Here is a 12,919-nt window from a genome sequence, read left to right as displayed (position 1 = left end):
GACTAGAGCAGACCCGCGTCGGTCATCAGCGCCGTCACCTTCTTGGCGTCGAGCTTGCTCGGGTCGACGGCCGGTGCCTGCAGCGAGGCCAGCGGCGGCAGCGCCGGATTGGCCGCGACATCACTGGCGACCGGGTATTCCAACGAGGTGCCGTCGCGCAGGATCTCCTGCCCCGCCTTGGAGGTGATGAATGCCAGGAACCGCTGTGCCGACTCCTGCTTCTTGCTCGACTTCAGCACGCCACCACCGGAAATCGAGACGAAGGCGCCCGGATCCTGGTTCTTGAAGTAGTGCAGCGCGGTGTTGTTGCTGCTCTCCTTGGTGTTGACCTGGTCGCGGTACCAGTAGTAGTGGTAGATCACACCGCCATCGGGCTGGCCGGAATTGACCGCCTTCATGGTGGCGACATTGTTCGGGAAGGCCGTGGCGTTGTCCTTCATGCCCTTGAGCCAGACCTTGGTGGCGTCCTCACCCTTGAGCGCGAGCAGACCCGCGACGATGGCCTGGAAGTCGGCGCCGGAAACGCCGGCACCCCAGCGGCCCTTCCACTGCGGCTGTGCCAGATCCAGCAGCGACGCGGGCAGTTGGTCGGCCGCGACCTTATCCTTGTTGTAGACGAATACCGTTGAGCGGGCGGCGATTCCGGTCCACTTTCCGGTGGACGGCCGGAACTGTGCTGGCACCTGGTCCAGGGTCTTGCCGTCGACATCGGCGAACAGTCCGGCGTTCTCGACCAGTGCCATGGCGGGGGAGTTCTCGGTCAGGAAGACATCGGCGGGGGAGGCCGCGCCCTCGGCGACCAGTTGATTGCCCAACGCGGTGTCACCGCCCTGGCGCAGCGTGACCTTGATGCCGGTCTCCTTGGTGAACTCGTCCACCCATTCCTTGGTCAGGGATTCGTGCTGGGCGTTGTAGACGGTGATCTCGTTCTTGTCGTCCGAGGAATTCGAGCAGGCCGTCAGGCCGATCGCCGCGACGGTGACGGCCAACGCCGCGGAAACCGATTTCCATCTGATCGACATGTTCGAGTCCTTCCGACACGTGCAAGGTTCCACTTCATATGATGAGGCTTACCTAAGCAAGATACCGCGTTCGACGTGCGCGGATGGTATCGGTCCGGCCGCGGCCGCCGTGGTGCGCCGCGCGGGTCAGCTCAGTCCCGAGAAGTCCCGCAGCACAACGTGATTGCGATCGGCGAAGGTGCCGAGCGTGTAGTCCGGCAGCAGGCCGAAGTATTCGCCACGGGTCGTCGCGCTCCAGCGGCACGCGGCCGCGGTGCGGGTTTTGTAAAAGTTGATCATGTACCCGCCCTCGTACAGGCGCAGCAGGCTGTAGCCGCCGGGATACTCCTTGACCGCCGCCACCTCGAGGAACTCCACCGCGCAGCCGGTATCCGGACGGGTGCGACGGTTGCGGTGGGTATGGCCGCTGTGCTGGAGAAATACGCCGGGAGCGCGTTCGTAGAGCGTCTGGAGTTCGAGGCTATCGGATCGGTTGAGGACGAAACCCGGTCCGGCGGTATTGGTCAGACCGGATTCGGCGGTCACCGGGTGGTGGCCGAATACCAGCGTCGGGCGGTCCGGATCGGTGTGCAGCAGTTCGCCGAGCCGGTCGAATTGCGGACGTTCGATACTGCCGCCCGAACCGTCGAGTTCACTGGTGTCCAGGCCGAGCAGCCGCAGGCCGCCCACCTCGTGCGCGATCAGTTGCTGGCGTGGATCGAATTGCTCGGCCCAGCAGTCGTAGTGATCCGCGGGTGCCGGCAGGCAGCCCTGATATTCCGATCCGATGTGCGGTCGGTCGTGGTTGCCGCGCACGGCAAAGTAGTCGCGGCCCTGCTTGCCCCAGCTGTCCAGATGTGCGCGGACCGCGCGCGATTCCTCCGGTCTCGCCTCGGCGGTGAGATCGCCAGCGATGAGCAGTGCGTCGGCGCCGCGGTCGGGGCGGCGCAGATCATCGAGCAGTGCGGCCAGCATCACCTCCGGATAGGGCGGTAGACCCGGCTCCTGCTGGAAGCCCGGCGGCAGGCTGTCGACGATGAGCCCGCTGACCTGTTCGCCGTAGTGCACGTCATTGGCGAGGGCGATGGTGCGCAGCTGGCGGCCCGGCGGCGGTGTCAGGGTGGTGAATTCGCCGGTGGATTCCGGACTTCCGGGGGTCAGGGTGGTCAGCGAGAGGGCCGGTGCGGCCCGGGCGCCGTTGGACCAGGCCTCGAATCGGTAGGTGCGACCGGGTTCGAGGCCGTCGATCTCGGCGTAGTGGAACGGGGTTCGCTCATCCTCGGCGTAGACCGCCCCCGGCGCCAGCGGTGAGTCCGCCGGACCCAAGCGCACCTGGGCGTCGGTATCGACCGGCAGCAGTCGTCCGTTCGGATCCGGGGCCACCGTCGTCCAGGTGAGAATCACCGAGCGATCGGTGACCGTGACGACTTCCAAATCGGTCGCCAAGAGCGGATTCGGTTGGGCCCGAACCGAACCCGGTGCGGCGAGTGCGGTCGACGCGGCCCATCCGACGGCGCTGAGGAAGGTCCGGCGCGACGGTCCGCAGCAGCTCATTCGACGAGATTACGTCAGTTCTTACCCGCCTCCGCCGAGCAGACCTTCCACTTCCCGTCTTCCTTGCGCAGGTGTTCGGTGGTGCCGGTGTCGGTGTCGGGGGTCTCGCCTGGAATGGTCAGCGTGAGTTTGCCGGTGATCCGGGCCGTCGCGCGGTCACCGGTGACGACGATATCGTCGATCTTGTCGATGCTGACCTCGATCTTGGCGGTATCGAATTCCTTCTTCTGCTCATCGGTCAGCGTGTCGAACTCGGCACGATCGGCCGCACACGACTTGGCCGCCGCCGCGGCGAAACCACTCGATCCGAGGGTGTCGTAGAAATCGTGGATCGCCACCTCGATCTTCTTCTCATCCGAGGCGAGCGGCGTCTTACCCTGCACGGTCAGCACCACGCCCGTGGCCACTGCACCCGCGATGACGAGCACCAGCACCAGCAGTCCGATGATCAGGCCGGTCTTGCGCTGTTTCGGCGGCTGATAGCCCGGGTAACCCGGCGGAGTTCCGCCCGGTGGCGGATATCCGGGTGCACCTTGTGGCGCATACCCTTGACCACCGGGTGGCGGATACCCCTGCGCACCGGGCGGCGGGTAACCCTGACCGCCAGGCGGCGGATATCCCTGACCGCCGGGCTGGGGATAACCCCCTTGCTGCGGATACCCCTGCCCACCCGGCTGCGGATACGACTGCCCATAACCCGGCTGCCCCGGTTCCTGCGGCTGTCCGAATGGCGGCTGCCCGCCCGGCGGATATGTCATCGTCGCGTCCTCCCACTCACCCCGGCTTATGTGGAAGGTTACGGCAACGTGCAGCTCCGCGACCCGAACACCGGCGTGCGATCCGCCCCGAGCTAGGACAGCTGTCCCAGGGGCCGTCGGTCCGGGATCGGAGTCAGCCGGAATTCGGTCGTCGAGCGGAGAATGTCGGCGCGTTCGGCGATCAGGCCCATGCGCGCGGCGATCTCCCTGGCCTCGGTGTGGTCGGGATGCGCGGTGACCTGGCCGGCCCACTTTCGGTACAGGAGGCCGGGTTCGGCCGAGAACCACCCGTCGCTGAGCGCATCGGCCGCGAGCAGCAGTCCGGTGTCCTCCGAGGCGGGCAGTGCCATCCAGCCGCCGACCGCCAAGAGCAGGTCCCGTCGAATACAGAGGCTCGCGGGATGGACTTGGGCGCGGTAGCCGTGCCCGCGCCAGTGTTCCAGGACCGTGCCGGAAGTGATTCGGCCCTCCGGCGGGTCATGGTCGAATCCCATCGTGGAACCATCGGGAAGCAGGTCGAGGACGCGCGAGGTGGTCCAGCCGACACCGGTCTGCCGGAGTGCGGCGATATCGCGTGCGAGCGTGCCGGGCGTCAATTGATCGTCGGCGTCGAGCACCTTCACCAAGGTTCCCGTGGACCTGCCGAGGGCGAGCGATCGGCACACGCCGGGACCGCCACGTCGCCCGAATCCCGGTTTGATGCGCGGATCCTTCGGGAGCAATGGCGCGACATCGCCGGTCGTCCCGTCTTCCTGGACGATCCATTCCCAGGTCCAGCCGAGCGGGAGTTCCTGCGATACCAGGGAATCCCATGCTGCGGTGAGGTATTCGCCGATCGGTCGGTAGGCGGGCGTAATAACCGAGATGAGTTGCGTCATGGCCTGTCCCATCGGCTGAGCTGAGTTAGGTAAACGAGTTCGGTACGGTCGCCCGGCAGCACGATGTCGGAGAACTCGACGGTACGTCCGGTCGTATCGATCATCTGCTTGCGTACGACCAAGACCGCGACACCGGGCGGGATATCGAGTTCCGCCATCTCGGTCGCGCTCGGCGGATGCGCGGTTATGGACTCCACAATGTGATCGATCTCGATATTCACCGTCCGCAGCTGGTGATGGGTGCCACCGGGCCACGGTTCCTCATCGGCATCGAGCAGCCTCGGATTGGATGCCACCACGTCATAGACCAAATACGACGTGCTCAGGCTGACCGGAGAGCCTTCGGCCTTGAGCTGGGTTCGATAGTCGCGGCGCAGGATGGGTGTTCCGACCGGCACCTCGAAGACGGCAGCAATGCCGCTATCGGCCCCGATCGTTTGGTAGTTGGCGAAGAATTCCAGATCGTCGAGGCTCAACCCGGTGTCGTGTTCGGTTGCGCCGGTGGACCTTCGGACCGCTTCCGACAGCAACGCCCGGTCCTTCTCCCACTGATGACGTTCCGCGGTACGCCGAACCCGCCCTCCCATCCCGATCCTGTGCCGCACATCGTCCGCGATCCACTCGTACTTCGCACCCATTGGCGCTCCTCGAACGTGTCATTGACGCCCACTACCACCATGCACCCCAAAGCCCGCCACAGGCACCGATTCCCCCAGGATGCGGGCGGCTATGACGTTGTCGGAGTTACGCGGGTCCGCCGGACGAGATAACCGACGCTGACCGCCGTCACCCCGAGGAATATCACAAACATCACGCTAAACGCCCAGCCCCGGACATCCACGCCGAGCGCGACGAGACCGGACACGATAACAATCGTCGCGAGCAGGAGCACACGTGCAGACCCGATGATCTCGAGTGAGCTAGCCGCCAAGTGATCGAGTTCGCTCCGACTTGTCTACTACGCGTGCGCGCGGCGACTCGGCAGATTGATCATGCTGGACGGAATCTTCGCCACCACCACCGGCTCGCCACGATCACCCCGCCAATTCCACCCACACTCGTGACACTGCGGGTGGATGAGCCCTGGAATGAGAAAAGGCCCTGACTTGATGCGCTCTGGTCAGGGCCTTCTTCGTTGGTGCCCTCGGCAGGATTCGAACCTGCGGCCTTCTGCTCCGGAGGCAGACGCTCTATCCCCTGAGCTACGAGGGCGGGATAGATCTCGAACGGCGCCGGGTGTGGCGGGCGATCGGGCGGGGCCAAGCGTATCGCATTGATCGGCGTCCGCCAAAAAGTGTGTCGGGCCGGGGAGTTTCGGTTCCGGCCCGACACATGTGATCAGTTCAGCGGCAGTGGTGTTGCGTTGCGTGCGGTGAGCATGGTGGAGATCAGTTGGGCTTCGCCCTGCTGGGTGGTTGCCATGGTGGCGGCGAGGGTGCGCACGGCGGTGGTTTCGGCGTGCTGGGCGGCGTACTGGATCATCGTGAGTCCGCCCTGGTGGTGGCGCAGCATCAGTTGCAGGAACATCGTGTCGAGGGCGGGGCCGGTGGCCTGGCGCAACGCGGTGAGTTCCGCGGTGGTCGCCATACCCGGCATGGCAGATGATGGGCCGGACATGGTGTGGCCCGAGGTCGCGCCCGCGCCGGAGTGCGTGTGGCCGGGCTGTTCGGTCATCCAGCCCATATAGCCGTCGACATTCTGAGTCGGCTTGCCCCACATCTGCAGCCACCCCTGCATGCGGCCGATCTGACCCTGCTGAGTGGTCAGAATGTCGTAGGCCAGCCTGCGCACATCGTTATCGGTGGAGCCGATGAGCGCGACACCGGCCATTTCGACCGCCTGCGCGTGATGTGCCGACATGTCCTGACTGAATCCGATATCGACCGCGCCGGGATCGGGCTCGGAATTGCCGTCCAGCGGGAGCCGAGCGAGCACGCCGACGGCGAATCCGATCAGCAGAATCCCGATCGCGCCGAGTACCAGCAGGGGGGTGCGCTGCCGCCGCGCCTGCGCACCCAAACTCGCGGAATCGGTGGCGACGTCAGGTTCGATACCGGTGTCGGCGGGCATCTACTGACCTTCCGTTGGTTGGGTCGGAATTCCGGTCGGCACACCAGGGATATTGGGCACACCAGGGATATTGGGCACAGCGGGGATATTCGGCATGCCAGGAATATTCGGCATGCCGGGCAGACCACCGGACGCGCCGCCGAGTTCGGTCTGGTCCTGGCTCAGGCCCTTGCCGTCCATCGGAACCGCGTCGGGTCCGGGCGGCGTCGGGTCGTACGGCGTCGGATTGTTCGCGTCGAAGGCGGGGTTGGAGCAGCTCGCGCCCACCTCGGGGTAGGCGTACGGGTTCTCGCGCAGTGCCGTGATGAACTGGTTGACCCGCTTGTCGTCGGCGCTGTCCAACTTCAGCTGGTGACCCCAGGATTGCAGCGAGACCGCCGACGCCAGGCCCGGGAACGGCGACATCAGCGTGAACGGCTTACCTTCGACCTTCTGCTTGAGCGCGTCGATACCCGCGGCATCGACCTTGTCGGGGTTGTAGGCGATCCACACTGCGCCGTGCTCGAGCGAATGCACCGCGTTCTCCACGCGAATCGGCTTGCTGTACACCACGCCCATGCAGTTCGCCCAGACCTGATCGTGCGGACCGCCGAACGGCGGCGTCTGGTCATAGGCGACGCGCTGCGTTCCGGCGACATGCAGGCCAGCGGGGTAATCCTTCTTGGTCACCCCGGCAATCTGATCCGAGGGATCCTTCTTCTGCGCGCTCGGCGTGAACTTCTCGAGCTCGGCCTTGTCCCGGTACTTCGGCACCAGGCTGAAGGCGAGTGCCCCGATCAGCGCGACGATCACCACGGCGGCACCGATGACCAGCCATGGGATCTGGCGCTTCTTCAGTGGGCCTTTGCCCATCGGTACGTTGCCGCCACCTTTTTTGCGTGAAGGTGCGACCTTCCCGGCGGCCCGGACGGCCTTGGCCGATTTGGCGCTCGTGCTGCTCGGCATAGCTCGCTGTGCTCTTTCCATGTATTAGTCCATGGTGCTGGGTGGTTGCGGAGGGCTCCGCCGAGGTGCCCACTCGAGGCGTACACCTGCCCAGACCATAGGATAGAGACTCGTGACTCCAGCTGACCTTGCAGATCTCCTTCGCGCGACCGCGGCGAAGGTGCTTGTCGAACATGGACTGGACCCTGCGGTCCTGCCCGACGAGGTCAATGTGGAGCGCCCCCGTAATCCGGAACATGGCGACTATGCCACGAATGTGGCCATGCAGGTAGGCAAGAAGGCCGGTACGAATCCGCGCGAATTGGCGACCTGGCTCGCCGAGGCCCTCGGCAACGCCGATGCCGTCGAAACCGCCGAGGTCGCCGGTCCCGGCTTCCTGAATATCCGGCTGGCCGCGTCCGCACAGGGCGCGATTCTGCGCCAGGTGCTGACCGCGGGCGCGGACTACGGCACCGCGGACGCCCTGAAGGGCACCCGGATCAACCTGGAATTCGTCTCCGCCAATCCAACCGGTCCGGTGCATCTGGGCGGTACCCGCTGGGCCTCGGTGGGTGACGCGCTCGGCCGCATCCTGGCCGCGCAGGGCGCCGAGGTGACCCGCGAGTACTACTTCAACGACCACGGCGCGCAGATCGACCGCTACGCCAAATCGCTGGTCGCCGCCGCCACCGGCGCGCCGACCCCGGAGAACGGCTACGCGGGCGAGTACATCGGCGAGATCGCCACCAAGATCGTGTCCGAGCACCCCGAAGCGCTGACCCTGCCCGAGCGGGAGCAGACGGAGTTGTTCCGCGCCGAGGGCGTCGAGCTGATGTTCGCCCACATCAAGGAGGCGCTGCACGATTTCGGCACCGACTTCGATGTGTACTTCAACGAGAGTTCGCTGTTCGAGTCCGGCGCGGTCGAACAGGCCGTCACCAAGCTCAAGGACTCCGGCGATCTCTATGAGAAGGACGGGGCCTGGTGGATCGCCAGTTCCGAATACGGCGATGATCAGGACCGGGTGGTCCTCAAGAGCGACGGCAATGCCGCCTATATCGCCGGTGATATCGCTTACTTCCAGAACAAGCGTGCGCGCGGGTTCGACCTGTGCATCTACATGCTCGGTGCCGACCATCACGGCTACATCGGCCGGTTGAAGGCCGCCGCTGCCGCGTTCGGCGATGATCCGGCCACCGTCGAGGTGCTGATCGGACAGATGGTCAACCTGGTCAAAGACGGTGTGGCAGTGCGGATGAGCAAGCGCGCCGGCACCGTGGTCACCCTCGACGATCTGGTCGAGGCCATCGGCGTCGACGCCTCCCGGTACTCGCTGGTGCGCAGTTCGGTGAACTCGAGTATCGATATCGACCTGAACCTGTGGACCAGTCAGAGCAACGAAAACCCGGTCTACTACGTGCAATACGCACACGCCAGGACCGCGTCCATCGCGCGCAACGCCGCCGAATTCGAATATGACACGGTGACCCCGGATTTCGGTCTGCTCACCGCCGATGAAGAGGGCGAACTCATCCGCACCATCGGCGAGTACCCGCGTGCGGTCGCCAGCGCGGCGAGTCTGCGGGAGCCGCACCGCGTCGCGCGGTATCTGGAGGAACTGGCCGGTGCCTACCACCGGTTCCAGACCAATAAGAACCTGCGCGTGCTACCCCTCGGCGACGAACCCGTCACCCCCACCAATGCCGCCAGGCTCGCCCTGGCCAATGCCACCCGACAGGTGCTGAGCAACGGCCTCGGCCTGCTCGGCGTTAGTGCACCGGAGCGCATGTGAGTGCCCACCCGGCCGGTCCCCGGCACGCAGAAATCCCGCACGCCCCCAGCCTCGCGGAGCGTCCGAGCGATCCCCGGCAGATGATCGATCTGCCCGCGAATGTGTGGCCGCGCAACGCGTCTCGCGACGCCGACGGCGTCGTGCGATTGGCCGGTGTCCCGGTACGCGAACTCGCCGCCCAGTTCGGCACCCCGCTGTTCGTCATCGACGAGGACGACTTCCGTTCCCGCTGCCGCGATATGGTCGCCGCCTTCGGTCCGGACGCGCGAGTGCACTACGCCTCCAAGGCATTCCTGTGCGGTGAGATCGCCCGCTGGATCCGCGACGAGGGCCTATCGCTGGATGTGTGCTCCGGCGGCGAACTGGCCATCGCGCTGCACGCGGGTTTCCCGGCGAACCGAATCGCCTTGCACGGCAACAACAAATCCGTCGCCGAGTTGACGGCCGCGGTCGAGGCGGGCGTCGGTCATGTGGTGGTCGATTCGCTGATCGAGATCGAGCGCCTCGAGGCCGTCGCGGGCCGCGCCGGTGTCGTGCAGGATGTCCTCGTTCGGGTCACCGTCGGCGTGGAAGCCCATACCCACGAATACATTTCGACCGCACACGAGGATCAGAAGTTCGGCTTCTCGATCGCGGGCGGTGATGCCATGGAGGCGCTGGCTCGCGTCTTCGAGGCGGATAATCTCCGACTTGTCGGTCTGCACAGCCATATCGGCTCGCAGATCTTCGAAATCGATGGTTTCGAAATCGCCGCGCGTCGCATGCTCGGGCTGCTGCGTGAGGCCATCGATAAGTTCGGCATCGATCGTACTGTGCAGATCGCCACACTGGATCTCGGTGGTGGCCTTGGTATTTCGTATCTGCCCAATGATGATCCGCCGCCGTTGGACGAATTCGCCGCGAGCCTGCGCAAGTTGGTGGCCACCGAGGCCAGCCGTGCCGGACTGCCCGAGCCGAAGATCGCCGTCGAACCGGGCCGCGCCATCGCGGGGCCGGGCACCGTCACCCTCTACGAGGTCGGCACCGTCAAGGACGTCTCACTCGACGGTGGACTGCGCCGTCGCTACGTCAGCGTCGACGGCGGCATGAGCGACAATATCCGCCCCGCGCTGTACCAGGCCGACTACGACTGCCGCCTGGTCTCGCGCACCTCCGACGCCGGCCCCGTGGTCGCCAGGGTCGTCGGAAAGCATTGTGAGAGTGGCGATATCGTTATTCGCGACACGTGGATGCCCGCCGATGTCGGCCCCGGCGACCTGGTCGCCGTCGCCGCGACCGGCGCATACTGCTATTCGATGTCCAGCCGGTACAACCAGCTGACTCGTCCGGCGGTCGTCGCGGTGCGCGATGGTGTAGCGCGACTCATTCTGCGCCGGGAAACGGTGGCGGATCTGCTCAGCCTGGAGGTGGAATCATGACGGAAGCTGCGAAGTTCGGCGTGTGGGGAACCGACCGCCCGATCGGCGTCGCGGTCCTCGGGATGGGCAATGTCGGCACCGAGGTGGTGCGCATTCTGCGCGACCACGCCGATGACCTGCGGGCCCGGGTCGGCGCGCCAGTGGTGCTGCGCGGTGTCGCCGTGCGCAACCTGGACGCCGACCGTGGCATCCCGGCCGAACTATTGACCACCGACGCGGACGCGCTGGTCGCCCGCGACGATGTCGAGCTGGTGGTCGAGGTCATCGGCGGCATCGATCCGGCCCGTCGCCTCATCCTGGCCGCACTGAATGCGGGCAAATCCGTGGTGACCGCCAACAAGGCCCTGCTGGCCGACTACACCGGCGAACTCGCCGCCGCCGCCGAGCGCAGCCGCGCCGACCTGTACTTCGAGGCCGCCGTCGCGGGCGCGATCCCGGTGGTGCGCCCGCTGATCCAGTCGCTGTCCGGTGACCGGGTGAACAGGGTCGTCGGCATCGTCAACGGCACCACCAACTTCATCCTCTCCGCCATGGACGAGACCGGTGCCGATTACGAGGTCACCCTGAAAGAGGCGACCCGCCTCGGCTACGCGGAGGCCGATCCGACCGCCGATGTCGAGGGCTACGACGCCGCCGCCAAGGCCGCGATCCTGGCCTCACTGGCCTTCCACACCCGCGTGACCGCTGCCGATGTGTACCGCGAGGGCATCTCGAAGATCACCGCGGAGGATCTGGAGACCGCCTCCGCGCTGGACTGCACGGTCAAGCTGCTCGCCATCTGCGAGCGGGTCGCCGCTGGCCCCGGTGAACCCGGTCCGAATGAGGGGGGCAAGGAGCGCGTCTCGGTGCGCGTCTATCCGGCGCTCATCCCGCGCAAGCATCCGCTGGCGGCGGTGACCGGTGCGTTCAACGCCGTGGTCGTGGAGGCCGAGAACGCCGGCCGGCTGATGTTCTACGGTCAGGGCGCCGGCGGTGCCCCGACGGCCTCCGCGGTGCTCGGCGATCTGGTGATGGCCGCGCGCAATAAGTTCTATGGTGGCCGTGCTCCGGGCGAGTCGGTTTATGCTGAGCTACCGATCGCGCCGATCGGTGATACGCCCACGCGTTACCACGTGAACCTGCAGGTGGCAGACCGCCCCGGGGTGCTGGCCAAGGTGGCGGGCGAATTCGCCAAGCATGAGGTGAGCATCTCCACCGTCCGTCAGGAAGGGCACGGTGAGGGTGCGCGCTTGGTCGTGGTCACCCACCATGCTTCGGAGTCGGCGCTCGCGGACACCGTCGCCGCCCTGGCGGAGATGGAGTCCGTCACATCCGTGACCAGCGTTCTGAGATTGGAAGGCACCAAAGAATGACGACAGCATCGCGCAGCGATTCTGTGAGGGGCGGCGGCCGAGCGACGGGTGGGACTACGACTGGCGTCGCGCCACAGGTCGGAGTCCACTCCCGGTGGCCCGGCCTGATCGCCGCCTACCGCGATCGGCTGGCCGGCGCCGCCGACTGGGACCCGGTCACCCTGTACGAGGGCGGCACCCCGCTGGTGCCCGCACCGCACCTGTCCGAGCTGACCGGCTGTGATGTGTATCTCAAGGTCGAGGGCCTGAATCCGACCGGGTCCTTCAAGGACCGCGGCATGACGATGGCCATCACCGACGCGAAGTACCGCGGTCAGCAGGCCGTGCTCTGCGCCTCGACCGGCAACACCTCGGCATCGGCCGCCGCCTATGCGACCCGCGCCGGCATGAGCTGTGCCGTGCTGATCCCGCAGGGCAAGATCGCCATGGGCAAGCTGGCCCAGGCCGTCATGCTCGGCGCGAAGATCATCCAGGTCGACGGCAATTTCGACGACTGTCTGGAGCTCGCCCGCAAGGTCACCGCGGAATTCCCGACCGTCGGTCTGGTGAATTCGGTGAATCCGGCCCGCATCGAGGGCCAGAAGACCGCCTCGTTCGAGATCTGCGATGTGCTCGGCAAGGCCCCCGATGTGCACGCCCTTCCGGTCGGCAATGCGGGCAATATCACCGCCTACTGGCGCGGCTACCGCGAGTACTACGCCGATGGCATCACCAGCGGGCTGCCGCGCATGCTGGGTGTGCAGGCCGCCGGTGCCGCGCCGCTGGTCAATGGCGCTCCGGTCAAGGATCCGGAGACCATCGCCACCGCCATCCGGATCGGCGCGCCCGCGTCCTGGAACGGCGCGATGGAGGCCAAGGAGCAGTCCGGTGGCGCCTTCCGCGCCGCCACCGATGACGAGATCCTGGCGGCATACCGACTGGTCGCCGCGACCGAGGGTGTCTTCGTCGAGCCCGCGTCGGCGGCCAGCATCGCGGGCCTGCTCGCCGCCCGCAAGGAGGGTTGGCTGGATTCCGGGCTGACCGTCGTGTGCACGGTCACCGGCAACGGTCTCAAGGATCCGGATAACGCACTCGCGGGCATGCCCCAGGTCCAGGCCATTCCGGTCGACCCGATCGCGGTCGCCCACGAACTCGAGCTGGCCTGAGTTGAATTCGCGCGAGAGCCAAGCCGG

Annotated in this window: 11 protein-coding genes and 1 tRNA gene; 4 read left to right on the top strand and 8 right to left on the bottom strand. The window is 66.2% G+C overall.

Translation table 11 applies throughout. From position 1 onward, the window contains the following. Nucleotides 1-2: 2 nt before the first annotated feature. The 8 genes from ACQP0C_RS35370 to ACQP0C_RS35335 all read right to left on the bottom strand — a co-directional run bounded on the left by ACQP0C_RS35370 (nt 3) and on the right by ACQP0C_RS35335 (nt 7,206). Nucleotides 3-1,022, bottom strand: a complete 1,020-nt coding sequence (locus tag ACQP0C_RS35370; RefSeq protein ID WP_433727186.1) for an iron ABC transporter substrate-binding protein — start codon at nt 1,020-1,022, stop codon at nt 3-5. 126 nt (nt 1,023-1,148) lie between these two features. Further along, a complete protein-coding gene (locus tag ACQP0C_RS35365) occupies nt 1,149-2,555 on the bottom strand; it encodes a metallophosphoesterase (protein WP_433727184.1) in 1,407 nt (468 codons plus the stop codon). A gap of 14 nt (nt 2,556-2,569) precedes the next feature. After that, nucleotides 2,570-3,313 carry an Rv0361 family membrane protein gene (locus ACQP0C_RS35360; RefSeq protein WP_433727182.1) on the bottom strand — a complete coding sequence of 248 codons (744 nt, stop codon included), beginning with the start codon at nt 3,311-3,313 and terminating at the stop codon, nt 2,570-2,572. A 92-nt stretch (nt 3,314-3,405) separates the two neighbouring features. Continuing rightward, entirely contained in the window at nt 3,406-4,191 is a 786-nt protein-coding gene (locus tag ACQP0C_RS35355) for a glycosyltransferase (protein WP_433727180.1), read from the bottom strand. Further along, nucleotides 4,188-4,829: a UTRA domain-containing protein gene (locus tag ACQP0C_RS35350; RefSeq protein WP_433727178.1), complete on the bottom strand. Its 642-nt coding sequence runs from the start codon at nt 4,827-4,829 to the stop codon at nt 4,188-4,190. The genes ACQP0C_RS35355 and ACQP0C_RS35350 overlap by 4 nt, the downstream gene beginning before the upstream one ends. Nucleotides 4,830-5,327: 498 nt before the next feature. Beyond that, nucleotides 5,328-5,403, bottom strand: a tRNA-Arg gene (locus ACQP0C_RS35345). A gap of 126 nt (nt 5,404-5,529) precedes the next feature. Next, the gene (locus tag ACQP0C_RS35340; RefSeq protein WP_433727176.1) at nt 5,530-6,261 is read right to left on the bottom strand and encodes a DUF305 domain-containing protein; all 732 of its coding nucleotides are present in this window, start codon (nt 6,259-6,261) and stop codon (nt 5,530-5,532) included. After that, complete coding sequence (locus ACQP0C_RS35335) at nt 6,262-7,206, bottom strand: DUF3105 domain-containing protein (RefSeq protein ID WP_433727174.1); 945 nt, start codon at nt 7,204-7,206, stop codon at nt 6,262-6,264. 112 nt (nt 7,207-7,318) lie between these two features. Here ACQP0C_RS35335 and argS point away from each other — a divergent pair, with 112 nt between their 5' ends. The 4 genes from argS to thrC are packed head-to-tail and all read left to right on the top strand — an operon-like array spanning nt 7,319 to nt 12,892. Next, the gene (argS, locus tag ACQP0C_RS35330) at nt 7,319-8,977 is read left to right on the top strand and encodes an arginine--tRNA ligase (RefSeq protein ID WP_433727172.1); all 1,659 of its coding nucleotides are present in this window, start codon (nt 7,319-7,321) and stop codon (nt 8,975-8,977) included. Then, on the top strand, nt 8,974-10,395 hold the full coding sequence (gene lysA, locus ACQP0C_RS35325) for a diaminopimelate decarboxylase (protein ID WP_433727170.1): 1,422 nt from the start codon (nt 8,974-8,976) through the stop codon (nt 10,393-10,395). Before argS ends, lysA begins: the two co-directional genes overlap by 4 nt. Then, complete coding sequence (locus tag ACQP0C_RS35320; protein ID WP_433727168.1) at nt 10,392-11,747, top strand: homoserine dehydrogenase; 1,356 nt, start codon at nt 10,392-10,394, stop codon at nt 11,745-11,747. Before lysA ends, ACQP0C_RS35320 begins: the two co-directional genes overlap by 4 nt. Next, nucleotides 11,744-12,892 (top strand): threonine synthase, encoded by a 1,149-nt coding sequence (thrC, locus tag ACQP0C_RS35315; protein ID WP_433727166.1) that lies wholly within the window; start codon nt 11,744-11,746, stop codon nt 12,890-12,892. The genes ACQP0C_RS35320 and thrC overlap by 4 nt, the downstream gene beginning before the upstream one ends. Nucleotides 12,893-12,919: the final 27 nt, after the last annotated feature.

This window comes from Nocardia sp. CA-129566, from assembly GCF_050956075.1.
GTDB lineage: Bacteria > Actinomycetota > Actinomycetes > Mycobacteriales > Mycobacteriaceae > Nocardia.
Note: the sequence above shows the minus strand (reverse complement) of the source record. Positions and strands in the feature narration are given on the sequence as shown.

Bases quoted from the DNA above. Each gene is read 5' to 3' on its own strand.
- ACQP0C_RS35350 (WP_433727178.1), bottom strand. From the start codon at position 4,829: ATGGGTGCGAAGTACGAGTGGATCGCGGACGATGTGCGGCACAGGATC.
- ACQP0C_RS35355 (WP_433727180.1), bottom strand. From the start codon at position 4,191: ATGACGCAACTCATCTCGGTTATTACGCCCGCCTACCGACCGATCGGC.
- ACQP0C_RS35335 (WP_433727174.1), bottom strand. From the start codon at position 7,206: ATGCCGAGCAGCACGAGCGCCAAATCGGCCAAGGCCGTCCGGGCCGCC.
- ACQP0C_RS35365 (WP_433727184.1), bottom strand. From the start codon at position 2,555: ATGAGCTGCTGCGGACCGTCGCGCCGGACCTTCCTCAGCGCCGTCGGA.
- ACQP0C_RS35370 (WP_433727186.1), bottom strand. From the start codon at position 1,022: ATGTCGATCAGATGGAAATCGGTTTCCGCGGCGTTGGCCGTCACCGTC.
- ACQP0C_RS35340 (WP_433727176.1), bottom strand. From the start codon at position 6,261: ATGCCCGCCGACACCGGTATCGAACCTGACGTCGCCACCGATTCCGCG.
- thrC (WP_433727166.1), top strand. From the start codon at position 11,744: ATGACGACAGCATCGCGCAGCGATTCTGTGAGGGGCGGCGGCCGAGCG.
- ACQP0C_RS35320 (WP_433727168.1), top strand. From the start codon at position 10,392: ATGACGGAAGCTGCGAAGTTCGGCGTGTGGGGAACCGACCGCCCGATC.
- ACQP0C_RS35360 (WP_433727182.1), bottom strand. From the start codon at position 3,313: ATGACATATCCGCCGGGCGGGCAGCCGCCATTCGGACAGCCGCAGGAA.